At 63.5% G+C, this 22355-nt stretch carries 24 protein-coding genes; 21 read left to right on the top strand and 3 right to left on the bottom strand.

Features of this window, described 5'->3' with window-relative positions; translation table 11 throughout:
* The first annotated feature begins 84 nt into the window (after positions 1-84).
* Positions 85-648, top strand: a complete 564-nt coding sequence (gene efp / locus ATE59_RS06515; RefSeq protein ID WP_003051563.1) for an elongation factor P — start codon at positions 85-87, stop codon at positions 646-648.
* Between the two features lie 98 nt (positions 649-746).
* A complete protein-coding gene (locus ATE59_RS06510; protein WP_058811896.1) occupies positions 747-1565 on the top strand; it encodes an inositol monophosphatase family protein in 819 nt (272 codons plus the stop codon).
* A gap of 75 nt (positions 1566-1640) precedes the next feature.
* On the opposite strand, the gene ATE59_RS06505 is transcribed toward ATE59_RS06510, so the two are convergent.
* Complete coding sequence (locus ATE59_RS06505; protein ID WP_058811646.1) at positions 1641-2126, bottom strand: YbjN domain-containing protein; 486 nt, start codon at positions 2124-2126, stop codon at positions 1641-1643.
* A gap of 215 nt (positions 2127-2341) precedes the next feature.
* On the opposite strand from ATE59_RS06505, the gene ATE59_RS06500 reads away from it, so the two are divergent.
* The 19 genes from ATE59_RS06500 (at position 2342) to ATE59_RS06415 (ending at position 20578) form a co-directional block, all read left to right on the top strand.
* Positions 2342-2716: an NADH-quinone oxidoreductase subunit A gene (locus ATE59_RS06500; protein WP_003051572.1), complete on the top strand. Its 375-nt coding sequence runs from the start codon at positions 2342-2344 to the stop codon at positions 2714-2716.
* Positions 2713-3267: a NuoB/complex I 20 kDa subunit family protein gene (locus tag ATE59_RS06495; RefSeq protein ID WP_086455609.1), complete on the top strand. Its 555-nt coding sequence runs from the start codon at positions 2713-2715 to the stop codon at positions 3265-3267. Before ATE59_RS06500 ends, ATE59_RS06495 begins: the two co-directional genes overlap by 4 nt.
* Entirely contained in the window at positions 3267-4184 is a 918-nt protein-coding gene (locus ATE59_RS06490) for an NADH-quinone oxidoreductase subunit C (protein ID WP_058811645.1), read from the top strand. The genes ATE59_RS06495 and ATE59_RS06490 overlap by 1 nt, the downstream gene beginning before the upstream one ends.
* A gap of 35 nt (positions 4185-4219) precedes the next feature.
* Positions 4220-5437, top strand: a complete 1218-nt coding sequence (locus ATE59_RS06485; protein WP_040590797.1) for an NADH-quinone oxidoreductase subunit D — start codon at positions 4220-4222, stop codon at positions 5435-5437.
* Complete coding sequence (locus tag ATE59_RS06480) at positions 5437-6105, top strand: complex I 24 kDa subunit family protein (protein WP_058811644.1); 669 nt, start codon at positions 5437-5439, stop codon at positions 6103-6105. The genes ATE59_RS06485 and ATE59_RS06480 overlap by 1 nt, the downstream gene beginning before the upstream one ends.
* Complete coding sequence (locus ATE59_RS17770) at positions 6105-6266, top strand: hypothetical protein (RefSeq protein ID WP_156416724.1); 162 nt, start codon at positions 6105-6107, stop codon at positions 6264-6266. The genes ATE59_RS06480 and ATE59_RS17770 overlap by 1 nt, the downstream gene beginning before the upstream one ends.
* Entirely contained in the window at positions 6266-7555 is a 1290-nt protein-coding gene (gene nuoF / locus ATE59_RS06475; RefSeq protein ID WP_197409139.1) for an NADH-quinone oxidoreductase subunit NuoF, read from the top strand. Before ATE59_RS17770 ends, nuoF begins: the two co-directional genes overlap by 1 nt.
* The gene (gene nuoG / locus ATE59_RS06470; RefSeq protein WP_058811642.1) at positions 7555-9567 is read left to right on the top strand and encodes an NADH-quinone oxidoreductase subunit NuoG; all 2013 of its coding nucleotides are present in this window, start codon (positions 7555-7557) and stop codon (positions 9565-9567) included. The genes nuoF and nuoG overlap by 1 nt, the downstream gene beginning before the upstream one ends.
* 91 nt (positions 9568-9658) lie before the next feature.
* On the top strand, positions 9659-10732 hold the full coding sequence (nuoH, locus tag ATE59_RS06465) for an NADH-quinone oxidoreductase subunit NuoH (RefSeq protein WP_003051600.1): 1074 nt from the start codon (positions 9659-9661) through the stop codon (positions 10730-10732).
* Entirely contained in the window at positions 10729-11217 is a 489-nt protein-coding gene (gene nuoI, locus ATE59_RS06460; RefSeq protein ID WP_058811641.1) for an NADH-quinone oxidoreductase subunit NuoI, read from the top strand. Before nuoH ends, nuoI begins: the two co-directional genes overlap by 4 nt.
* Before the next feature lie 12 nt (positions 11218-11229).
* The gene (locus tag ATE59_RS06455) at positions 11230-11841 is read left to right on the top strand and encodes an NADH-quinone oxidoreductase subunit J (RefSeq protein WP_058811640.1); all 612 of its coding nucleotides are present in this window, start codon (positions 11230-11232) and stop codon (positions 11839-11841) included.
* Positions 11838-12143, top strand: a complete 306-nt coding sequence (gene nuoK / locus ATE59_RS06450; protein ID WP_003051614.1) for an NADH-quinone oxidoreductase subunit NuoK — start codon at positions 11838-11840, stop codon at positions 12141-12143. Before ATE59_RS06455 ends, nuoK begins: the two co-directional genes overlap by 4 nt.
* Positions 12144-12147: 4 nt before the next feature.
* The gene (gene nuoL / locus ATE59_RS06445; protein ID WP_058811639.1) at positions 12148-14181 is read left to right on the top strand and encodes an NADH-quinone oxidoreductase subunit L; all 2034 of its coding nucleotides are present in this window, start codon (positions 12148-12150) and stop codon (positions 14179-14181) included.
* A complete protein-coding gene (locus ATE59_RS06440; RefSeq protein WP_058811638.1) occupies positions 14178-15743 on the top strand; it encodes an NADH-quinone oxidoreductase subunit M in 1566 nt (521 codons plus the stop codon). The genes nuoL and ATE59_RS06440 overlap by 4 nt, the downstream gene beginning before the upstream one ends.
* Complete coding sequence (gene nuoN, locus ATE59_RS06435) at positions 15740-17170, top strand: NADH-quinone oxidoreductase subunit NuoN (RefSeq protein ID WP_058811637.1); 1431 nt, start codon at positions 15740-15742, stop codon at positions 17168-17170. Before ATE59_RS06440 ends, nuoN begins: the two co-directional genes overlap by 4 nt.
* A complete protein-coding gene (locus ATE59_RS06430; protein WP_082657326.1) occupies positions 17092-17895 on the top strand; it encodes a biotin--[acetyl-CoA-carboxylase] ligase in 804 nt (267 codons plus the stop codon). The genes nuoN and ATE59_RS06430 overlap by 79 nt, the downstream gene beginning before the upstream one ends.
* Positions 17896-17897: 2 nt before the next feature.
* On the top strand, positions 17898-18683 hold the full coding sequence (locus ATE59_RS06425) for a type III pantothenate kinase (RefSeq protein WP_058811636.1): 786 nt from the start codon (positions 17898-17900) through the stop codon (positions 18681-18683).
* Complete coding sequence (locus ATE59_RS06420; RefSeq protein ID WP_058811635.1) at positions 18680-20314, top strand: ribonuclease J; 1635 nt, start codon at positions 18680-18682, stop codon at positions 20312-20314. Before ATE59_RS06425 ends, ATE59_RS06420 begins: the two co-directional genes overlap by 4 nt.
* Positions 20315-20317: 3 nt before the next feature.
* Entirely contained in the window at positions 20318-20578 is a 261-nt protein-coding gene (locus ATE59_RS06415; protein ID WP_003051636.1) for a DUF1467 family protein, read from the top strand.
* A gap of 53 nt (positions 20579-20631) precedes the next feature.
* On the opposite strand, the gene ATE59_RS06410 is transcribed toward ATE59_RS06415, so the two are convergent.
* Both ATE59_RS06410 and ATE59_RS06405 read right to left on the bottom strand, forming a co-directional pair.
* Positions 20632-21084 carry a hypothetical protein gene (locus ATE59_RS06410; RefSeq protein WP_058811634.1) on the bottom strand — a complete coding sequence of 151 codons (453 nt, stop codon included), beginning with the start codon at positions 21082-21084 and terminating at the stop codon, positions 20632-20634.
* A 109-nt stretch (positions 21085-21193) separates the two neighbouring features.
* Positions 21194-22270 (bottom strand): MBL fold metallo-hydrolase, encoded by a 1077-nt coding sequence (locus tag ATE59_RS06405; protein ID WP_058811633.1) that lies wholly within the window; start codon positions 22268-22270, stop codon positions 21194-21196.
* Positions 22271-22355: the final 85 nt, after the last annotated feature.

The raw sequence follows: 22355 nt of genomic DNA, 5'->3' as shown, positions 1-22355 counted from the left end.
CAGGCGGCTAAGGGCGCGCTCCTGTGACCGGCGCACCCGCTGCGCCGGCGGCTCTTTCCATCCTTGAACTAGCGAGTGTGCGCGATGAAAATCACCGGCGTTGAAATCCGTCCCGGCAATATTATCGAATATGAGGGCGGCATCTGGAAGGTCACCAAGATCCAGCACACCCAGCCAGGCAAGGGCGGCGCCTATATGCAGGTCGAAGCCAAGAATCTGATCGACGGGCGCAAGCTCAACAACCGTTTCCGCAGCGCCGATACGGTCGAAAAGGTCCGCCTCGACACCAAGGATTTCCAGTTCCTCTATGCCGAGGGCGACGACCTCGTGTTCATGGACAAGGACAGCTACGAACAGATCACCATCTCGAAGGATGTCGTCGGCGAAGCCCACGAATTCCTGCAGGACGGCATGGAAGTCGTGCTCGAACTGTGGGAAGAGCGCCCGATCTCGGTCGAACTGCCCGAACAGATCGAAGCGACGATCGTCGAGGCCGACGCGGTGGTTAAGGGCCAGACGGCCTCCTCGTCGTACAAGCCCGCGATCCTCGACAACGGCGTGCGGGTCATGGTGCCGCCGCACATCACCAGTGGCACGCGTATCGTGGTCAACGTCTATGACCGGGAATATGTCCGCCGCGCTGATTAAGTAACGTCGCCCCCGCGAAGGCGGGGGCCGCGAGCAATCTGGCGCAACGCAGCCAGCGGCCCCGCCTCCGCGGGGGCGACGCGTTGAAGGAAACGAAAATGGCCGTATCCGGCATCATCACCGTCATGGAACGTGCCGCGCGCAAGGCGGGTACGAAGCTGCGCCGCGACTTTGGCGAGATCGAGCATCTGCAGGTTTCGCAAAAGGGGCCGGCGGATTTCGTGTCCAAGGCCGATCAGGCGGCCGAGCGCACGCTCTATGACGAACTCACCCACGCCCGTCCGGGTTGGGGTTTCCTGATGGAGGAAGCTGGCGAGATCGAAGGGGAGCCCGGCAAGCCCCGCTTCATCATCGACCCGCTCGACGGCACGTCGAACTTTCTGCACGCGATCCCGCAATTCGCGATTTCGATCGCGGTGCAGGAACCGAAGCTCGGCGGCGGCTGGGGCGATGTGACCGCGGGGCTGATCTACCAGCCGGTCACCGACGAAAGCTATTGGGCCGAACGCGGTCGCGGTGCATGGTTGCACGACCGGCGCCTGCGTGTCTCGTCGCGCCGCAGTCTCAACGAATGCCTGATCGCGACCGGCATCCCCTATATGGGCCACGGCGATTTCGGCCAGTGGAGCCGCATTTTCGGTGCTGTTGCGCCCGAAGTTGCGGGCATCCGCCGCTTCGGCGCCGCCAGCCTTGACCTTGCATGGGTCGCCGCGGGGCGGTTCGACGGCTTCTGGGAAGCCGATCTGTCGATCTGGGACGTCGCGGCGGGCATGTTGCTCGTGCGCGAAGCCGGCGGCTTCGTCAGCGACTTCCGCGGCGGCGATCGGGCGATCGAGCGCAGCGAGTTCATCGCGGGCAGCGGCGCGGTGCATTCCAAGCTGCAAAAGCTGGTCGCGGGCGCACTGCGTAACGCCTGACCCGTTATGCAAGCGCAAAAAAGGCCATCCGCGGGACAACCGGGATGGCCTTTTTGCTGTCCGCGTTTCGCCCTATCAATCGTCGTAGATGAACTCGCGATAGGCATCCATCAGCGACGCCCAGGTGTTGAAGCTCTCGCCCAGATTTTCGCGCGGCAATCCGGCAAAATCGACATCGACGTCCATTTCCAGCACCGGATCGCCTTCATTGTCGCGATAGGCGCGCGCAAAGCGCTTTTCCTTGTTCCAGCTGTTGAACTTTTCGAACGACAGATTCTTCGCGTCGTTGAAGCCCATATAATATTGCAGCGTCTTGCACTCCTTGTGCGCGTCGTTGCAATTCATGAACAGAACGAGGAATTTCAGGCCGTTGCGGCTACTCTCGATATAGGGGTCGGCATCGCTGGAGGTCACCAGCTTGGCCGGCCAGCCCTGCGATTCGACGATCGCGACGATTGCGGCGGGATTCTTGGGCGTAACCAGTTCGGCATGGGCCGGCGTCGCGCCGAGCGCGGTGGCGGCAAGTGTGGCAAGAGCAGTGGCAAATGGCAGTTGGCGCATAAAGTCCCCCAGTTGGATGGCGGCAAATCGTGCCGCAACACGCGTCCCGTTCAGCCGCCTAACATAGCTTCGCCCGTCCTTGCCAGCGTTCCCCGCGCTTTTGGCGTTCGCAAGGCGATTTTCCTGTCCGCAGCGCTTGCGGGCAGCGCCATGCTGGCCTAAAGCGCCCGCAGAAACGGGGTGGCAAACGCCCGAAATCATGACTGCGAGCTCCCATGGTCGATCTGACTCAATATTTGCCAATCCTGATATTCCTGGGCATCGCCGTTGCGCTGTCGGCGGCGTTCGTGTTCCTGCCGATGGGCGTGGCGCGGTTGACCGGGGCGCATCAGCCCGATCCGGCAAAGCTGACCGAATATGAGTGCGGCTTTCCCGCTTTCGAGGATGCGCGCAGCCAGTTCGACGTGCGTTTCTATCTCGTCGCGATTCTGTTCATCATCTTCGACCTCGAAGCGGCCTTCCTCTTTCCCTGGGCGGTCAGCCTGAAGGAAATCGGCTGGGCCGGCTGGGCGACGATGATGGTTTTCCTGGCCGAGCTCGCGATCGGTCTTGTCTATGCGTGGAAGAAAGGGGCGTTGGATTGGGAATGAGCAATTCGACCATCCTGACCCCCGGCACGATGCCGGTCGCTCCGGGGACCGCCCCGGACCAGAGCTTTTTCGACGATCTCAATGCAGAGGTCGGCGACAAGGGGTTTCTCGTCACCTCGACCGAGGATCTGTTCAACTGGGCGCGCACCGGCTCGCTGTGGTGGATGACCTTCGGCCTCGCGTGCTGCGCGGTCGAGATGATCCACGTCAACATGCCGCGTTATGACATGGAGCGTTTCGGCGTTGCGCCGCGCGCCAGCCCGCGCCAGTCCGACGTGATGATCGTTGCAGGCACGCTGTGCAACAAGATGGCCCCGGCGCTGCGCCGCGTCTACGACCAGATGTCGAACCCCAAATATGTGATTTCGATGGGTAGCTGCGCCAATGGCGGCGGCTATTACCACTACAGCTATTCGGTGGTGCGCGGCTGCGATCGCATCGTGCCCGTGGACATCTATGTCCCCGGCTGTCCCCCGACCGCCGAAGCGCTGCTCTATGGTGTCATGCAGTTGCAGCGGAAAATCCGCCGCACCGGAACGATCGAACGCTGATGGCCAGTCCCGCTCCCCTGATCGCGCCGCGCGACGGCATTGTCGAGGCACTGAAGAAAGTCGTCGGCGGCGATCTGATCGCGCATGTCTTCGCCGTGGGCGAGGACAGCATCACCGTGCGCCGCGAAGCGGTTGCCGGGGTGATGGTCGGCCTGCGCGACGAACTTGCCTATCAGCAGCTCATGGAGATCGCCGGGGTCGATTATCCCGACCGTCCCGAGCGGTTCGAAGTCGTCTATCATCTGCTCAGCGTGACCCGGAACCATCGTCTGCGCGTCCGGGTGCTGACCGACGAAGCAACGCCGGTGCCGAGCATCGTTGCCGTGTGGCCCAACGCCGGCTGGCTCGAACGCGAGGTGTTCGACATGTACGGGGTGCTGTTCAGCGGCAATCCCGACCTGCGCCGCATCCTGACCGACTATGGTTTCCAGGGGCATCCGCAGCGCAAGGACTTCCCGCTGACCGGCTATACCGAACTGCGCTATTCCGAAGAGGACAAGCGCGTCGTCTATGAACCCGTCAAGCTGGCGCAGGATTTCCGCAGCTTCGACTTCCTCAGCCCGTGGGAAGGCGCCGACTATATCCTTCCCGGCGACGAAAAGGCGGGCGGCACCGGTGAGGCGCCGGGCAAGGGCGCGCCGACGCCGATGACCGCAGAGGCCGTCAAGAAGGCCGACGAGGCCAAGAAGACACCGCCGCCGACGCCCAAGACGACCGACAATGCCAAACAGACCGGCGCGGGCGAAAAGGCGAATAAGGAAGCCGCGAAGCCCAGCAAGGACAGTGCCAAGGCCAAGCCTGCGGCAAAGGCGAAGACGCCCGCGACCAAGAAGGCCGAAAAGGCTCCGGCAAAGCCCAAGGCGGCTGCCAAGGCTCCGGCCAAGCCGCGCAAGCCCAAAGCAGGAGGTGACGCATGACCGATAATGCGACGGTCCGGCACCACGGAAGCGACATGTTCGAAGGCTATCCGGTCGATACCGCCGATACGGCGGGCGATCAGGTCGTCACCAATTACACCATCAACTTCGGTCCGCAGCACCCCGCGGCACACGGCGTGCTGCGCATGGTGATGGAACTCGACGGCGAGATTATCGAACGCGTCGACCCGCACGTCGGGCTGCTCCACCGCGGCACCGAAAAGCTGATCGAATATAAGACCTATCTGCAGGCTTTGCCCTATTTCGACCGGCTCGACTATTGCTCGCCGCTCGGCATGGAGCATAGCTATGTGCTGGCGATCGAGAAATTGCTCGATCTCGAAGTGCCCGAACGCGCGCAATATCTGCGCGTGCTGTTCGCCGAGCTGACGCGCATCTGCAACCATATGCTCAACATCGGGTCGCACGTCATGGACGTCGGCGCGATGACGCCGAACCTGTGGGTGTTCGAACTGCGCGAGGATTGCCTCAACTTCTTCGAACGCGCGAGCGGCGCGCGGATGCACTCGGCCTGGTTCCGCCCCGGCGGCGTCCATCAGGACGTTCCCGAAAAGCTGCTCGTCGACATCGGCGAATGGGTCGACAAGCGTCTGCCCGAACTGTTCGGCGACGCGATGAGCCTCGTCATCGACAACCGCATCTTCAAACAGCGCAACGTCGACATCGCCGTGGTCAGCAAGGAAGACGCGCTGGCGTGGGGCTTCTCCGGCCCGATGATCCGCGGCAGCGGCATCGCGTGGGATTTGCGCAAGTCACAGCCCTATGACGCCTATGCCAAGATGGAATTCGACATTCCCGTCGGCACGCGCGGCGACTGCTACGACCGCTTCATGGTCCGCGTACAGGAAGTCTATCAGTCGGCGCGCATCATCAAGCAGTGCCTGCGCGACATGCCGAGCGGTCCGGTCGCCAGCCTCGACCGCAAGGTTTCGCCGCCGAAGCGCGGCGAGATGAAGCAGTCGATGGAATCGCTGATCCACCACTTCAAGCTCTATACCGAGGGTTTCCACGTCCCGGCGGGCGAGGTTTACGTGGCGACCGAAAGCCCCAAGGGCGAATTCGGCGTCTATCTGGTCAGCGACGGCACCAACAAGCCGTACCGCTGCAAGATCCGCCCGACGGCGTTTTCGCACCTTCAGGCGATGGATTTCATGTGCAAGGGCCACATGCTCGCCGACACCACTGCAATTATCGGCGCCATTGACGTCGTTTTCGGAGAGTGTGACCGCTGATGGCCGACGCACCGCAAATTCCCGATGAAGCCGAAGTCCGCGCGCGCTGGGGCGCTTTTGCGTGGACGAAGGAAAATGCCGAAAAGGCGAAGGCCGTCGTCGCGCGCTATCCCGCGGGGCGTCAGCGCTCGGCGGTGATGCCGCTGCTCGATCTCGCGCAGCGCCAGGTCGGTGCCGAGACGCAGACGCAGGGCTGGCTGCCCGTGCCGGTGATCGAATATGTCGCGGCCCAGCTCGATATGCCGTTCATGCGCGCCTACGAAGTCGCGACCTTCTACACCATGTACAATCTCGCGCCGGTCGGCCGCTATCATGTGCAGGTGTGCGGCACGACGCCGTGCCTGCTGCGCGGGTCGGACGATGTCATGGCGGCGTGCAAGAACCGCGGGATGACCAAGGGCAAGACCACGCCCGACGGGCTGTTCACGCTGACCGAGGTCGAGTGCATGGGCACCTGCACCAACGCGCCGATGGTCCAGATCAACGACGATAATTACGAAGATCTCGACTATGACAGCATGACCCGCATCCTCGAGGATCTGGCGGCGGGCAAGCAGCCCAAGGCAGGCACCCAGAATGCGCAACGTCATACGAGCGACCCCGAAGGCGGCCCGACGACCCTGAAAGACATGGTCAAGGCCAACCACGACTATCGGAAGGAATGGTGATGACCCAGAAGGACATCATCACGATCCTCGCGATCATCGGCGCGCTTGTCGTACTCGGTTTCGTGCTGCGCGTGACCTTTGCGCTGATCGGTCCGCTGCTGATCCTCGCGCTCGGTTACGTCGTTTACAAGATGATGCAAAGCAAGGGTGGGACCAACTGATGCTCGCCGACAAGGACCGCATCTTTACCAATCTCTATGGCTATCAGCCGTGGCACCTGAAAGCCGCGCAGGCGCGCGGCGATTGGGACAAGACCAAGGATCTGATGACTCGCGGCCAGGACGCGATCATCGAGGAAATCAAGGCGTCGGGCCTGCGCGGCCGCGGCGGCGCGGGCTTTCCGACCGGCCTGAAATGGTCGTTCATGCCGAAGGAACCGCGCGCCGACCGCCCGAGCTTCCTCGTCATCAACGCCGACGAATCCGAACCCGGCTCGTGCAAGGATCGCGAGATCATCCGTCACGATCCGCACAAGCTGATCGAGGGCGCGCTGATCGCGGGCTATGCGATGCGTGCGCGCGCTGCGTACATCTACATTCGCGGCGAGTTCATCCGTGAGGCCGAGACACTCTTCGCGGCGGTGCAGGAGGCCTATGACGCCGGCCTGCTCGGCAAGAATGCGGCGAAGTCGGGCTATGATTTCGACGTCTTCGTCCATCGCGGCGCCGGTGCCTATATCTGCGGCGAAGAAACCGCGATGATCGAAAGCCTGGAAGGCAAGAAGGGCCAGCCGCGCCTCAAACCGCCGTTCCCGGCGGGGGCGGGCCTCTATGGCTGCCCGACGACGGTCAACAATGTCGAGAGCATCGCGGTCGTCCCGACGATCCTGCGCCGCGGCGCCGCGTGGTTCTCCAGCTTCGGGCGCGAAAACAACAAGGGCACCAAGCTCTTCCAGATTTCGGGCCATGTCGAACGCCCGTGCGTCGTCGAGGAAGAGATGGGCATCCCGTTCCGCGACCTCATCGAAAAGCATTGCGGCGGCATAAGAGGCGGCTGGGACAATCTGCTCGCGGTGATCCCCGGCGGTTCTTCGGTGCCGCTCGTCCCGGCGGCGCAGATCATGGACGCGCCGATGGATTTCGACGGCCTCAAGGAACTCGGCTCGGGCCTTGGCACCGCCGCCGCGATCGTGATGGACAAGTCGACCGACGTCGTTCAGGCGATCAGCCGTATCAGCTATTTCTACAAGCATGAAAGCTGCGGCCAGTGCACGCCGTGCCGCGAAGGCACAGGCTGGATGTGGCGCGTGATGGAGCGGCTGCGCACCGGCGACGCCGACATTAGCGAGATCGATACCTTGTTCGATGTGACCAAGCAGGTCGAAGGGCATACGATCTGCGCGCTCGGCGATGCGGCGGCCTGGCCGATCCAGGGCCTGATCCGCCACTTCCGCCCCGAACTCGAACGCCGCATTCGCGAAAATGGCGGCGCGCTGGAGGCAGCCGAATAATGCCTAAAGTTACCGTAGATGGCGTAGAAATCGACGTTCCGCAGGGCGCAACCGTTCTGCAGGCGTGCGAGATGGCGGGGAAGGAAATTCCGCGCTTCTGCTACCATGAACGCCTGTCGATCGCCGGCAATTGCCGCATGTGCCTCGTCGAAGTGTCGCCCGGCCCGCCGAAGCCGCAGGCGTCGTGCGCGCTGCCGACCGCCGAAGGGCAGGTGATCAAGACCGATAGCCCGATGGTGAAAAAGGCGCGCGAAGGGGTGATGGAGTTTCTGCTCATCAACCACCCGCTCGACTGCCCGATCTGCGATCAGGGCGGCGAATGCGACCTGCAGGACCAGTCGGTCGCCTATGGCCGCGGTGCGTCGCGCTATGACGAGAACAAGCGCGCGGTGACCGAGAAATATATGGGGCCGATCGTCAAGACGGTGATGACGCGCTGCATCCAGTGCACGCGCTGCGTCCGCTTTGCCGAGGAAGTCGCCGGGGTCGAGGATATCGGCGCGATCTATCGCGGCGAGAATATGCAGATCACCAGCTATCTGGAGCGCGCGGTCGCGAGCGAGCTGTCCGGCAATGTCGTCGATCTTTGCCCGGTCGGCGCGCTGACCAGCAAGCCCTATGCGTTCGAGGCGCGGCCGTGGGAACTGACCAAGACGCTGGGCATCGACATGATGGACGCGGTCGGCACCAATGTCCGTATCGACAGCCGCGGCCGCCAGGTGCTGCGCGTGCTGCCGCGCGTCAACGACGATGTGAACGAGGAATGGGCGAGCGACAAGACGCGCCACCATGTCGATGGCCTGATGCGCCGCCGCCTCGACCGCCCCTATGTGCGCAAGGATGGCAGGCTCGTCGAGGCGAGCTGGGCCGAAGCCTTTGCCGCGATCAAGGCGGTGAACGCCGGCAAGTCGGTCGCGGCGATCGCCGGCGACATGGCCGATTGCGAGACGATGTTCGCCGCGAAGGCGCTGGTGAATGCGCTCGGCTCCGACCTGCTCGAAGGGCGCCAGACGGGCCTCGCCTATGACGTCACCAGCCTGTCGGCGGTTAATTTCAATACCACGATCGCCGAGGCCGAAAATGCCGACGTGATCCTGCTCGTCGGCACCAATCTGCGCTGGGAAGCGCCGCTCATCAACACGCGCGTTCGCAAGGCGGTGTGGAAGAAGGGCGCAAAGGTTTTCGGCATCGGGCCCGAAGTCGACCTGACCTACAAGACCGAATGGCTCGGCGACGATGCCTCGCTGGTCGCGAAACTGCCCAAGGCGGCGATGGATGCGCTGAAGGGCGCCGAGCGACCGATGCTGGTCTTCGGCGGCGGCGCGCTGTCGGTGCCGGGCGTCCATGGCGCCGCGCTGGCGCTCGCCAAGAGCGTCGACGCGGTGAAGGACGGCTGGAACGGCTTCAATGTCGTCCATTTCTCGGCCGCGCGCATGGGGGCCTTGATGCTCGGCTACGCACAGCCGGGCGGAATCAAGGACATCATCGCCGCCAAGCCCAAGCTGACCTTCTTCCTGGGCGCCGACGAGGTCGATTTCGCGGCCTTCGACAAGAGCTTCAAAGTCTATGTCGGCCATCATGGCGACAAGGGCGCGCATGCGGCCGACGTCATCCTGCCGGCCGCGGCGTGGACCGAAAAGGACTTCACGACGGTCAACACCGAAGGCCGCGTCCAGCGCAGCGAAAAGGCGGTGTTCGCGCCGGGTGACGCGCGCGAAGACTGGAGCATCTTCCGCGCGCTGGCCGATGCGCTCGGCGTCAGCGTCGGCTTCGACAGCTTCGACGAATGTCGCGCGGCGATGATCGCGGCGGTTCCAGCGCTGGGCGTCGAGGGTCTGGCAGATTACGGCTGGTCGGTTCCCAAGCTCGACGCGAAGCCCGAGGCGCGCGCGATCCCGTCGCCGATCAAGGATTTCTACCTCACCAATGCCATCTGCCGCGCATCGCCGACGATGGAGCGCTGCTCGGCCGAACTGCTGCATGGCGCGGATTATGCGGAGGCCGCGGAATGAGCTTCGCACAAAGCAGCTTCGTCACCCCGGACTTGATCCGGGGTCCATGGATGCCGGATCAAGTCCGGCATGACGATAGGGAGTGGTCGCTGTGACCGAGTTTTTTCAGGACTTTAACCTGTTCGGCTTGTCGGCTTTGCATATTACGATGAGCTATGAGGCGGCATGGGCGCTCGCCACCATCTGCGGCATCCTGCTCATCGCGCTGCCGTTGATGCTCGCGGTGGCGATGATCATCTATGCCGACCGCAAGATCTGGGCGGCGATCGCGCTGCGCCGCGGTCCGAACGTCGTCGGTCCCTTCGGACTGTTGCAGAGCTTCGCCGACGGCCTGAAAGTTTTCCTGCAGGAAACGATCATCCCGTCGAGCGCGAACCGCGGCCTGTTCCTGATCGCGCCGATCATCACCTTCACCGTGGCGCTGATGGCGTGGGCGGTGATCCCGTTCAATTCGGGCGCGGTGCTCGCCGACATCAATGTCGGGCTGCTCTACATCCTCGCGATTTCGTCGCTTGGCGTTTACGGCGTCATCCTGTCGGGCTGGTCGTCGAACTCGAAATATCCCTTCTTTTCCGCGCTGCGCGCCTCGGCGCAGATGATCTCCTATGAAGTGTCGATCGGTTTCATCCTGATCGGCGTCGTCCTGTGGGCCGACAGCTTCAACCTCAATGAGATCGTCAAGGCGCAGCAGGGGCACGGGCTGGGCTTCGTCAACGCCTTCGGCTTCAACCTGCTGCTCTTCCCGCTCGCGGTGATGTTCCTGATCTCCGCGCTCGCTGAAACTGCGCGCGCGCCGTTCGACCTGACCGAAGCGGAAAGCGAACTCGTCGCGGGCTATCAGACCGAATATTCGTCGATGAGCTTCGCGCTCTTCTGGCTCGGCGAATATGCCAATGTCCTCCTGATGTGCACGCTCAACGCGGTGCTCTTCTGGGGCGGCTGGCTGCCGCCGGTCGACTGGGCGCCGCTCTATGCTGTCCCCGGCATCATCTGGCTGTTCGCGAAGATCCTCTTCTTCTTCTTCGTCTTCAGCTGGGTGAAGGCGACCGTCCCGCGCTACCGCTATGACCAGCTGATGCGTCTCGGCTGGAAAATCTTCCTGCCGATCTCGCTGATCTGGGTCTTCCTGATCTCCGGCTATCTGATGCTGACGAGGTATTCATGAGTTACGTTGCCCATCTCGTCAAAAGCTTCACCTTGTGGGAATTCGTGAAGGCGCACGCCCTCACGCTGAAATATTTCTTCAAGCCGAAGGCGACGATCAACTATCCGTTCGAGAAGAACCCGCTCAGCCCGCGTTTCCGCGGCGAGCATGCGCTGCGCCGTTATCCCAACGGCGAGGAACGCTGCATCGCGTGCAAGCTGTGCGAGGCAATCTGTCCGGCGCAGGCGATCACGATCGAGGCCGAGCCGCGCGACGACGGTTCGCGCCGCACGACGCGCTACGACATCGACATGACCAAGTGCATCTATTGCGGCTTCTGTCAGGAAGCCTGCCCGGTTGATGCCATCGTCGAGGGGCCGAACTTCGAATTCGCGACCGAAACGCGCGAGGAACTGCTCTATGACAAGGCCAAGCTGCTCGCCAATGGCGACAAATGGGAACGCGCGATTGCGGCCAATCTTGCCGCCGACGCGCCCTATCGGTAAGGGCGCGCGGACATGATTCAACTGATCGCCTTTTACCTGTTCGCGACCATCGTGATCGCGTCGGCCGCGATGGTGATTTTCGCCCGCAATCCCGTGCATAGCGTGATGTGGCTGATCCTCGCCTTCTTCAACGCGGCGGGGCTGATGCTGCTCGCGGGCGCCGAATTCATCGCGATGCTGCTCGTCATCGTCTATGTCGGCGCGGTCGCGGTGCTGTTCCTGTTCGTCGTGATGATGCTCGACATCGACTTCGCCGAGCTGCGCGCCGGTTTCGTGCGCTATCTGCCGCTGGGCGCGCTCGTCGCGATCATCCTTGCCGCCGAACTGGTGTTCGCGGTCGGCGCGTGGAGCGCCGGCGGGATCGATCTTGCGGCGCGCGCCGCGCCCGTGGTCAGCGACAAGAGCAATATCCAGCAGGTCGGCGAACTGCTCTACACGCGCTATATCTTCCTGTTCGAGGCGGCGGGCATCGTCCTCCTCGTCGCGATGATCGGCGCGATCGTGCTCACCCACCGCCAGCGCGGCGGCGTGCGTGGACAGAATATCAGCCAGCAGGTGCGCCGCCGTCCCGAAGACGCGACGCGCCTCGTCGATCCGGGCGTCGGGCAGGGGATGGAACTGTGATTTCGGTCGGCCATTATCTCGCCGTTTCGGCGGTGCTGTTCACGCTCGGCGTGCTCGGCATCTTCATCAATCGCAAGAATATCATCGTCATCCTGATGGCGATCGAGCTCATCCTGCTTGCCGTGAACATCAACCTCGTGGCGTTCAGTGCCGCGCTGGGCGATCTGGTGGGGCAGGTCTTTTCGATGTTCGTGTTGACCGTTGCCGCGGGCGAAGCCGCGATCGGTCTCGCGATCCTTGTCATCTATTTCCGCGGCCGCGGCACCATCGCCGTCGACGATGCCAACCGGATGAAGGGGTAAGCCGGTGATTCAGGCGATCGTTTTCCTGCCGCTGCTCGCGGCGCTTGTTGCAGGTCTGGGCCAGCGCGCCATCGGCGCCACCGCGGCAAAGCTCGTGACCACCGGTGCGCTGTTCGCAAGCTGCGCGCTGAGCTGGCCGATTTTTCTGTCCTTTGTCGCGGGAACGGGCGAAGCCGGCGTCACGCCGGTGCTGCACTGGGTTTCGTCGGGCGCGCTCCAGTTCAACTGGGAGCTGCGCGTCGACACGCTGACCGCGGTGATGCTGGTCGTCATCACGACCGTTTCGGCGCTCGTCCACCTCTATAGCTGGGGCTATATGAGCGAAGATCCAGATCAGCCGCGCTTCTTCGCCTATCTGTCGCTCTTCACCTTCGCGATGCTGATGCTCGTGACCGCGAACAACCTCGTCCAGATGTTCTTCGGCTGGGAAGGCGTTGGTTTGGCGTCCTATCTGCTGATCGGTTTCTGGTACAAGAAGCCGAGCGCCAATGCTGCAGCGATCAAGGCGTTCGTCGTCAATCGCGTCGGGGACCTCGGCTTCATGCTCGGCATCTTCGGCACCTTCCTGGTGTTCGGCACCGTCTCGATCCCCGAGATTCTGGCCGCGGCGCCGGGCATGGCGGGATCGACGATCGGCTTTCTCGGCCACCGCTTCGACACGATGACCGTGCTCTGCCTGCTGCTGTTCATCGGCGCGATGGGCAAGTCGGCGCAGCTTGGCTTGCACACCTGGCTTCCCGACGCGATGGAAGGTCCGACCCCCGTGTCGGCGCTGATCCACGCCGCGACGATGGTCACCGCGGGGGTGTTCATGGTCTGCCGCCTGTCGCCGATGTTCGAGGCCGCGCCGGTCGCGGCGGGCGTCGTCACCTTCGTCGGCGCCGCCACCTGCTTCTTCGCCGCGACCGTCGGCACGACGCAGTGGGACATCAAGCGCGTCATCGCCTATTCGACCTGTTCGCAGCTCGGCTACATGTTCTTTGCGGCGGGCGTCGGCGCTTACGGCGCGGCGATGTTCCACCTGTTCACGCACGCCTTCTTCAAGGCGCTGCTGTTCCTGGGCGCGGGGTCGGTCATCCATGCGATGCACCACGAACAGGACATGCGTTATTATGGCGGCCTTCGGAAGCATATCCCGCTGACCTATTGGGCGATGATGATGGGGACGCTGGCAATCACCGGCGTCGGCATCGCGGGCGTGGCGGGTTTCGCCGGTTTCTATTCGAAGGACGGGATCCTCGAGGCAGCGTTCGCTGCTGGCGGTGGCGGCCAGATCGCCTTCTGGGTCGGTATTTTCGCCGCGTTGCTGACGAGCTTCTACTCATGGCGTCTCGTCTTCCTGACCTTCTATGGCAAGCCGCGGTGGGAGCAGAGCGAGCATATCCAGCATGCGGTGCACAACGATCATGGCCACGGCCATGACGATCACGCCCATGCGCCTCACCAAGACGCGCACGGCGATGGGACGGCGGGCTATCATCCGCACGAAAGCCCGATCAACATGCTGATCCCGCTGGGCGTGCTGTCGCTCGGCGCGGTGTTTGCGGGGATGCTCTTCAACCACCAGTTCATCTACCCCAAAGAGGGCGCAGCCTTCTGGAAGGGCAGCCTGGCGTTCAACGAGCATCTGATGCACGCGGCGCACGAGGTACCGCTGTGGGTCAAGTGGATGCCGTTCACGGTGATGGCGATCGGCCTGTTCCTTGCCTGGAACAGCTATATCCGCAACACGACGCTGCCCGCGCGGTTCGTGGCGCAGTTCTCGCTGCTGCACAAATTCCTGTTCAACAAATGGTATTTCGACGAGCTCTACAACTTCCTCTTCGTCAAGCCGGCGTTCGCGATCGGCCGCTTCTTCTGGAAGCGTGGGGATGAAGGCACCATCGACCGTTTCGGTCCCAATGGTGTGGCGGCACTCGTCCAGGGGGGCACCCGGCTCGCGGTCCGGCTGCAATCGGGTTATGTTTATGGATATGCGTTCGTGATGCTGCTCGGTCTTGTCGGTCTCGCCAGCTGGGCCATGGTGAAGTTCCAGTGAGCGGTCTTCCGATCCTTTCGCTGATGCTGGCGGTCCCTGCGGTCGCCGCCATCGCATGTGTCTTCGCCAGCGACCGCAACGCGCGCCTGATCGCGCTCGCGGCGACGCTGATCGACTTCGCGCTCGGCGTCATGCTGTGGGCGAATTTCGATATCGGCGGCGCGCAGTGGCAGTTTCAGGAGATGCATCGCGGCATCTTCGGCCCGTTCAACTATGCGCTCGGCATTGACGGAATCGCGCTGGTGCTGATCATGCTCAGCGTCTTCCTGATGCCGTTGTGCATCCTGGCGAGCTGGCAATCGGTGACGAAGCGCGTCGGCCTCTACATGGCGATGTTCCTCGTCATGGAAGTGGTGATGATCGGCGTCTTTGCGGCGCAGGATCTGCTGCTCTTCTATATCTTCTTCGAAGCTGGCCTGATCCCGATGTATTTCATCATCGGCATCTGGGGCGGCGCGAACCGCATCTATGCGGCGTTCAAATTCTTCCTCTACACGCTGCTCGGCTCGGTGCTGATGCTGATTGCGATGATCGCGATGATCCGTGAAGCGGGGACCACCGACATCCCGACGCTGCTCGCCTATAATTTCCCGCCGGAAATGCAGACGTGGCTGTGGCTCGCCTTTTTCGCCAGCCTCGCGGTGAAGATGCCGATGTGGCCGGTCCATACCTGGCTTCCCGACGCGCACGTCCAGGCGCCGACGGCGGGTTCGATGATCCTGGCGGGCGTGCTGCTCAAGATGGGCAGCTATGGTTTCATCCGGTTCATGATGCCGATGTTCCCCGATGCCTCGGCGCAGCTGATGTGGATCGTCTTTGCGCTGTCGATGATCGCGGTGGTCTACACCAGCCTCGTCGCGCTGGTGCAGAGCGACATGAAGAAGCTGATCGCCTATTCGTCGGTCGCCCACATGGCGATCGTGACCGCGGGCCTCTTCGCCTTCAACCAGCAGGGCATCGAAGGCGCGATGATCATCATGCTCAGCCATGGGGTCGTTTCGGCCGCGCTCTTCTTCTGCGTCGGCGTGATCTATGACCGGCTGCACACGCGCGAGATCGACCGCTACGGCGGCCTCGCGGTGAACATGCCGGCCTATGCGCTGTTCTTCATGCTCTTCACCATGGCGTCGATCGGCCTTCCGGGGACCAGCGGCTTCGTCGGCGAATTCCTGAGCCTCGCCGGCATCTACGAAGCGTCGAGCTGGGTCGCGCTGGTTTGCACGACCGGGATCATCCTGGGCGCCGCCTATATGCTTTACCTCTATCGCCGCATCGTGTTCGGCGAACTGACCAAGGACGATGTGAAGGCCATGCCCGACATCAATCCCCGCGAATGGGCGATTTTCGTGCCGCTGGCCGCGGTGGCGCTGTGGATGGGCGTCTATCCCGAAAGCTTCCTCGCCCCGATCCGCGGCGACGTGACCACCGTGGTCGCGCGCCTCGCGCCCGCCAAGCCCGCCGGCGATGCCCACGTCACCGCCGGCAAGCCCAAGGCGGCGCACGACGCGCATGGAGAGGCCGCCGCCGCCGGCGAAGCGCATCGTGCGGGAGGCGTCCAATGACCGCCGATCTCGCCCTCATCTGGCCCGAACTGATCCTGACGATCGGCGGGCTCGTTACGCTGCTGCTCGGGACATTTGGCGGTGACCGCCAGGTCGGCCTTTATCAGCTCGCGGCGCTCATCACGCTCGCTGCCGCGGCGGCGGCGGTGGTCGCGATGTTCGGGACGCAGGCTTCGGTCTTTTCGAATACGCTGGAAGTCGACGCCTTCGGCGGCTTTGCCAAGCTGCTCATCTATGCCGCAAGCTTCATCTGCATCCTGATCGCGCCGCGCTTCTTCAAGGACGCGATGCGCGCCGAATATCCGGTGCTGATCCTGTTCGCGGCGCTCGGCATGGGTATCATGGCGTCGGCGCGCGACCTGATGACGCTCTACGTCGGGCTCGAGCTCAACAGCCTTGCCGCCTATGTGCTCGCCAGCTTCATGCGCTCGGACGATCGTTCGAGCGAGGCGGGGCTCAAATATTTCGTCCTTGGCGCGCTGGCTTCGGGGATGCTGCTCTACGGCATTTCGCTGCTCTACGGCTTTTCGGGAACGACGCAGTTCGCCGGCATCGCGCAGGCGATGGGCGGCGGCATGAACAACGGTCTGCTGTTCGGCCTCGTCTTCGTGATCGCCGGTCTGGCGTTCAAGATCAGCGCGGTGCCCTTCCACATGTGGACGCCCGACGTCTATGAAGGCGCGCCGACCCCGGTGACGACCTTCTTCGCCAGCGCCCCGAAGGTCGCGGCGATGGCGCTCATGACGCGCGTCGTCATCGAAGCCATGGGTCCGGCGACCGCGGCGTGGCAGCAGATCATGATCTTCCTCGCGCTCGCGTCGATCATCCTCGGCGCTGTCGGGGCGATCGGGCAGAAGAATATCAAGCGCCTGCTTGCCTATTCGTCGATCAACAATGTCGGCTTCATGCTCGTCGGCCTGGCCGCCGGCACCCAGCAGGGCGTCGAGTCGGTGCTGACCTATCTGCTCGTCTATGTCGTGACGACGATCGGCAGCTTCCTCGTCGTGCTCCAGCTGCGCGATACCGACGGCAATCCGATCGAAAGCATCCCGGCGCTCGCAGGCTTTTCGCAGCGCCGCCCGGGGCTTGCCGCGGCGATGGCGGTGTTCCTGTTCAGCCTCGCCGGCATTCCGCCGCTCTTTGGCTTCTGGCCGAAATATCTGGTGTTCCAGGCCGCGGTCGACGCCAATCTGCTGCCGCTGGCGATTGCCGGGATCGTCGCGTCGGTGATCGGGGCCTTCTATTACATCGCGGTCATCAAGACGATGTACTTCGACGACAAGTCGGAGGTTGAATTCGGTACCGGCGGCGTCGTGGTCGAGGATGCGGTCATTACCGCCAGCGCCCTGTGGCTGTCGGTCGTCGGCTATTTCTTCATTCCGGTGCTGGCGGTCGTCTCCGCCACCGCGGCTGCGGTGCTGTTCTGATCCCGCCGATCGAGCGGATCGCGCAGACAGGTTCGACCAACGCCGACCTGCTGGCGCGGCTGGCGGCGGGCGAGCATGTCGGCGAGGGGCGTTGGCTCGTCGCCGACCGCCAGACCGCCGGACGCGGGCGGCTGGGCCGCGCATGGGGCGATGGCCTTGGCAATTTCATGGGATCGACGGTGGTGCAGTTGCGCGCCGGCGACCCGCTCGCCGCGACGCTGGCGCTGGTCGCCGGGGTCGCGCTGGCGAAGGCGATCCGCGCGCTCGCGCCGGCGATCGACTTCCAGCTCAAATGGCCGAATGATGTCCTGGCCGACGGTGCCAAATGTTCGGGCATTCTGCTCGAGCGCAGCGGCGACAGCGTCGTCATCGGGGTCGGTGTCAATCTGGTTTCGGCGCCCGATCTGCCCGACCGTGCCACCGCATCGCTCGCCGAAAAGGGCGCGGCGATCGACCGCGACCGCTTTGCCGATGCGCTGGCGGTCGCCATGGCCGATGCGCTCTGGACCTGGCGCCAGGAAGGCGTCGAAAGCATCGTGCGCGCCTGGTTGCCGCTGGGGCATCCCGTGGGCACGCCGCTGCATGTGTCCGAACAGGCACTCGACGGATATTTCGACGGCCTCGCGCCCGACGGAGCGCTGCGCTTGCGCCGCGCCGACGGGGAGGTCATGCTGGTGCATGCGGGCGACGTCGAATTGCGGCGACCCGTAGAGGAGGGGACATAACCGTGCTGCTCGCGATCGATGTCGGCAACACCAACGCGAAATTCGCTGTTTTCCGCGACTCGATGGCGGTCGCGCGCTGGCGCATCGCGACCGACGACCGGCGCACCGCCGACGAATATATGGTGTGGCTCGATCAATTGCTGCGGCTCGAAGGGCTCGACCGTGCCGAAATCGACGCCGTGATCATCTCGACCGTCGTACCGCGCGCACTCCACAATCTGCAGTTGCTCGCCGACAAATATTTCGGTGTCGAGGCGCTCGTCGCCGGTCGCGAGCCGGTAAGCTGGGGCATCGCGCTCAAGGTCGACGAGCCGCAGGCGGTGGGCGCCGACCGCGCCTGCAACGCCATTTCGGCGCAAGCGATCGAGCCGGGCAAGGACAAGCTGGTCATCAGCTTCGGCACTGCGACGACCTTCGATCATATCGGGCCCGACGGTGCCTATCTCGGCGGCATCATCGCGCCCGGGGTCAATCTGTCGCTCGAAGCGCTCGTGAATGCCGCCGCCAAGCTGCCACGCATCGCGATCGAAGCACCGGCGTCGAACAGCGTCATCGGCCGCACCACCGAAAGCCAGATGCTGATCGGCGTCTATTGGGGCTATGTCGGGATGATCGAGGGGCTTATGCACCGCATGAAGGCGGAAATCGGCAAGCCTGTCACCGTCATCGCGACGGGCGGGCTCGCGATATTGTTTCAGGAACAGGCGCATCTGTTCGACCGGGTCGAACCCGATCTGACGCTCAACGGGTTGATGCACCTCTATAATCAGAGAGGCATTTCGGCATGACCGTTCCCGGCAAGGAACTGCTTTTCCTCGCGCTCGGCGGGTCGGGTGAGATCGGCATGAACGCCAATCTCTATGGCTGCGACGGCAAGTGGATCATGCTCGATCTCGGCGTCAGCTTCGGGTCGCAGGATTATCCCGGCATCGACATCGTCATGCCCGACCTCGAATTTATCGAGGATCGCAAGGCCGACCTGCTCGGCATCATCCTGACCCACGGGCACGAGGATCATATCGGCGCGATTCCCTATCTCGCCGCCGACCTTGGCGTGCCGCTCTATGCCAATCGTTTCACCGCCGGCCTGATCGCGCACAAGCTCGCCGAGGAAGGGCTGGAGAAAGAGGTCGAGCTGAAGGTTGTCGATATCGATGCGCAGTTCCGCATCGGCCCGTTCGGTATCCGATTGATGCCGCTCGCCCACTCGATCCTCGAGATGAGCGCGGCGGTGATCGACACGCCCTATGGCCGCGTCTTCCACACCGGCGACTGGAAGCTCGACGACGATCCGGTCATCGGCACACCGTCGAGCGCCGCGGCGCTGACCGCGGTGGGCGATGAAGGCGTCGATGTGCTTGTCTGCGATTCGACCAATGCTTTCAATGCGCAGGCATCGGGTACCGAGGGCGGCGTGCGCGATGGTCTGCTCGCCGCCATCGGCGCGGCGAAGGGGAGGGTGGTCGTCACCACGTTCGCCTCCAACGCGGCGCGCCTCGACACGCTGGGGCAGGTCGCCAAGGCCACCGGGCGCACCCTGTGCGTCGCGGGGCGGTCGCTCGATCGCATTTTGGGCGTTGCACGCACCGCGGGGTATCTCAAGGATTTCCCGGCGACGGTCGACTTCGACGAAGCGATGCGGCTGCCGCGCGACAAGGTGATGATCGTCGCGACGGGCGGGCAGGGCGAACCACGCGCCGCGCTCGCGCGCATCGCCGAAGGGATTCACCAGATCAAGCTCGAGGCGGGCGATACGGTCGTCTTTTCGTCCAAGCAGATTCCGGGCAACGAGATTGCGATCGGGCGGATCATGAACCAGCTCGCGGCGCGCGACATTCTGACCGTGACCGAAAAGCAGGCGCATATTCACGTCAGCGGCCATCCGGGGCAGCCGGAACTTGCGGCGCTTTATGGCTGGCTGCGTCCCAGGCTGATCGTGCCGGTGCATGGCGAGATCCGCCATATGCACGAACAGGCGCGCTTCGCTCTCGAACAAGGGGTCCCCGACGCGCTGGTGCAGGAAAATGGCGATCTGGTGCGCCTCGCGCCCGGCCCCGCACGGATCGTCGAGCGCGTGCGCTCGGGCCGACTGATCCTCGACGGCGACGTGATCCTGCCTGCCGATGGCGAAACGATCAACGAGCGGCGCAAATTGTCCTTCTACGGCCAGATTTCGGTCGCTGTCGTGCTGTCGAACGGCAAATTCACCGACAGCGCGATCCAGTATCGTGGCGTCCCGGTCGAGGACGAGCGCGAAGCCTTTCTCGACGAAATGAACGCCGCCGCAGAAAAGGCGGCCACGTCACCGGCGCGCGACCGCGATGCACTCAAGGAAGCGATCCGGCTCGGCGTCCGGCGGATCGCGACCGACTGGACCGGCAAGAAGCCGATCGTCGATGTGCTGATTCTGGATATCTGACCGATGAAATGGACCTCGGCGCTCGCCATCTACCTGCTTATCTGGGCGTTCAGCACCTTCTTCGTGCTGCCCTTCCACGGCCGCCGCGCCGAGGATGATGCCGTGCCCTTGATCGATGGCCAGGAACCGGGCGCACCCGCGCGCTTCCACCCGCTGCGTATCCTGATCCAGATCACGATCGTCGCGACGATCGCCTTCGGCCTCTTCTATGTCGCCTATATCAACGGCTGGACAAACCCTGACGTCCTGAGCGGCCGCGCCTGACGCGGCAGGGCGGTTTAGGGACGAAGGACCGGTTTGGGGTGGTTAGCGGACTGTCAGGTTTTGGCGTCCGCTGGCCAAAAGCGGTTGAGCCGCATAGCTTGGGCAACTGCCCCAAAAGTTGCAAATGAAAGCAGCATCGCTCCAGATACGAATTGTCCTATGCCAAGAAAGCCAAGGACAAGAGAAGCAAGCAGCCCGTAAACGGCGACCGCAGAAAGACGCCAATCCAGCCCTTGCATGAATAGTCCATATTTTAGGGCCTGCCTGTTCGACCCGAACCCTAAATCCTTGGTCGATCTCATCCCCTTACCAAACATCCACCGCACAATGAAAAGCTGAGCGATGAGAAACATCGCCCCCGCAGCCATGTAGAGCGGTATGCTATACTCTAATCCTAATGGCACTGAGGCAAGCGCCACAGAAATACAGATCGCCCCGATAACGGCGATCCTGCTCGCGATTTTTTCGACAAAACGGCCAAACCGGGAGGAGGTGTGCTCTGTCATTTCTCGCTTTTATCCAACGGGCGAATGTCCGCAAACGGGAATCGCCCCAGTCATTTTGAATGACGGAGTTCGGTCGCTCGCCGCCATTCCGACGCCCGCCCCGGCTTTGCTAGAACCAGTTCCCCCGCGTGATCGCGGTGCTGCCTGCGGGAAGCGAGTAAAAGTCGCCGTCTTCGCCGACGACGATCGGCCCCGGATAGCGCCGCTTCGCATCGCCCAGAAACGCGGCGTCAAGGTAGCGCGACGGATAGGGCGGGACGATATGGCTGAGGACGAGCATCCGCACCCCGGCGACTTTCGCGCTGTCCGCCGCCTGCGCAGGACTGGCATGATAGTCGAGGATGTCGTGCATGATCTGCCCGGTCTGCGGCCGACCCGACGCCTTGAGCTGCGCAGCGATCAGTTTGACCATTTCGGGTTGCAGCGCTTCGTGCACCAGCAGATCGGCGCCCTTGGCGACCCGTTCGACCATCTTCGACGGCGCCGTATCGCCGCTCAGCACGACGCTGCGCCCCTTGTAATCGAAGCGATAGCCGACCGCGGGTTGCACCGGACGGTGATCGACTGGAAAGGCCGTTACGCGAAGGCCATCGGCTTCATAGACGACAACCGGTTCGGTGGGCGTTGCGAAGGGCAGGGCCGTCGCACCCGCCGCGGCAGGCGGGGTCACGACCGGCCCGTGGTGCGCGGTGCGATAGCCATTGTCGAGCGCATAGGCCGCGTCGAAGCCGCCGATCACCTGATCGAGTCCCGTTGGGCCATAGACGGGCAGGGGCGCCTTGTTGCCGCTGCCCGTCCAGCGCAGCAGCATCATCGGACCCATGCCGTCGATATGATCCGAATGATAATGGGTCAGGAACAGCGCCCGGATCTGGCCATTGGGGAGCCCCATCAAAGAGATGTTGCGCGCGCCGCCTTCGCCGGCATCGACAACGAACATCGCCTTGCCGGCAATCACCACCGTACAGGCGCCGGCACGATCGCGGTTGGGGAGCGGCGATCCGGTGCCGCACAGCGCCACATGCAAGCCGTCGGGCAGACCGGCGAGATGATCGCGACCGACGCCGCGTTCGACGCCGCGCTTGAACACCCACATGCCGATCTGTTGCTGGAACAGCATCGCCGCGCCGCCGCACAACGCGATCAGCACCGCAAGCGCGACGAGCAGCCGCAAAGATTTCCGCATTTTCCTCTCCCGCCCCTTGGTCCGCTCCTTTCATGCGACGACGCGGGCATCTGGACAAGGGCCGATGTTCGGCGCAGTCTCCGGA

This window comes from Sphingopyxis sp. A083 (genome assembly GCF_001468495.1).
GTDB classification, from domain to species: domain Bacteria; phylum Pseudomonadota; class Alphaproteobacteria; order Sphingomonadales; family Sphingomonadaceae; genus Sphingopyxis; species Sphingopyxis terrae.
The sequence above is the reverse complement of the archived record's forward strand: the minus strand, read 5'-3'. Positions and strand labels throughout refer to the sequence as shown.

Excerpts from the sequence above, each read along its gene's own strand:
- efp (WP_003051563.1), top strand. The coding sequence starts at position 85 with ATGAAAATCACCGGCGTTGAAATCCGTCCCGGCAATATTATCGAATAT.
- ATE59_RS06510 (WP_058811896.1), top strand. The coding sequence starts at position 747 with ATGGCCGTATCCGGCATCATCACCGTCATGGAACGTGCCGCGCGCAAG.
- ATE59_RS06505 (WP_058811646.1), bottom strand. The coding sequence starts at position 2,126 with ATGCGCCAACTGCCATTTGCCACTGCTCTTGCCACACTTGCCGCCACC.
- ATE59_RS06500 (WP_003051572.1), top strand. The coding sequence starts at position 2,342 with ATGGTCGATCTGACTCAATATTTGCCAATCCTGATATTCCTGGGCATC.
- ATE59_RS06495 (WP_086455609.1), top strand. The coding sequence starts at position 2,713 with ATGAGCAATTCGACCATCCTGACCCCCGGCACGATGCCGGTCGCTCCG.
- ATE59_RS06490 (WP_058811645.1), top strand. The coding sequence starts at position 3,267 with ATGGCCAGTCCCGCTCCCCTGATCGCGCCGCGCGACGGCATTGTCGAG.
- ATE59_RS06485 (WP_040590797.1), top strand. The coding sequence starts at position 4,220 with ATGTTCGAAGGCTATCCGGTCGATACCGCCGATACGGCGGGCGATCAG.
- ATE59_RS06480 (WP_058811644.1), top strand. The coding sequence starts at position 5,437 with ATGGCCGACGCACCGCAAATTCCCGATGAAGCCGAAGTCCGCGCGCGC.
- ATE59_RS17770 (WP_156416724.1), top strand. The coding sequence starts at position 6,105 with ATGACCCAGAAGGACATCATCACGATCCTCGCGATCATCGGCGCGCTT.
- nuoF (WP_197409139.1), top strand. The coding sequence starts at position 6,266 with ATGCTCGCCGACAAGGACCGCATCTTTACCAATCTCTATGGCTATCAG.
- nuoG (WP_058811642.1), top strand. The coding sequence starts at position 7,555 with ATGCCTAAAGTTACCGTAGATGGCGTAGAAATCGACGTTCCGCAGGGC.
- nuoI (WP_058811641.1), top strand. The coding sequence starts at position 10,729 with ATGAGTTACGTTGCCCATCTCGTCAAAAGCTTCACCTTGTGGGAATTC.
- ATE59_RS06455 (WP_058811640.1), top strand. The coding sequence starts at position 11,230 with ATGATTCAACTGATCGCCTTTTACCTGTTCGCGACCATCGTGATCGCG.
- nuoN (WP_058811637.1), top strand. The coding sequence starts at position 15,740 with ATGACCGCCGATCTCGCCCTCATCTGGCCCGAACTGATCCTGACGATC.
- ATE59_RS06420 (WP_058811635.1), top strand. The coding sequence starts at position 18,680 with ATGACCGTTCCCGGCAAGGAACTGCTTTTCCTCGCGCTCGGCGGGTCG.
- ATE59_RS06415 (WP_003051636.1), top strand. The coding sequence starts at position 20,318 with ATGAAATGGACCTCGGCGCTCGCCATCTACCTGCTTATCTGGGCGTTC.
- ATE59_RS06410 (WP_058811634.1), bottom strand. The coding sequence starts at position 21,084 with ATGACAGAGCACACCTCCTCCCGGTTTGGCCGTTTTGTCGAAAAAATC.
- ATE59_RS06405 (WP_058811633.1), bottom strand. The coding sequence starts at position 22,270 with ATGCGGAAATCTTTGCGGCTGCTCGTCGCGCTTGCGGTGCTGATCGCG.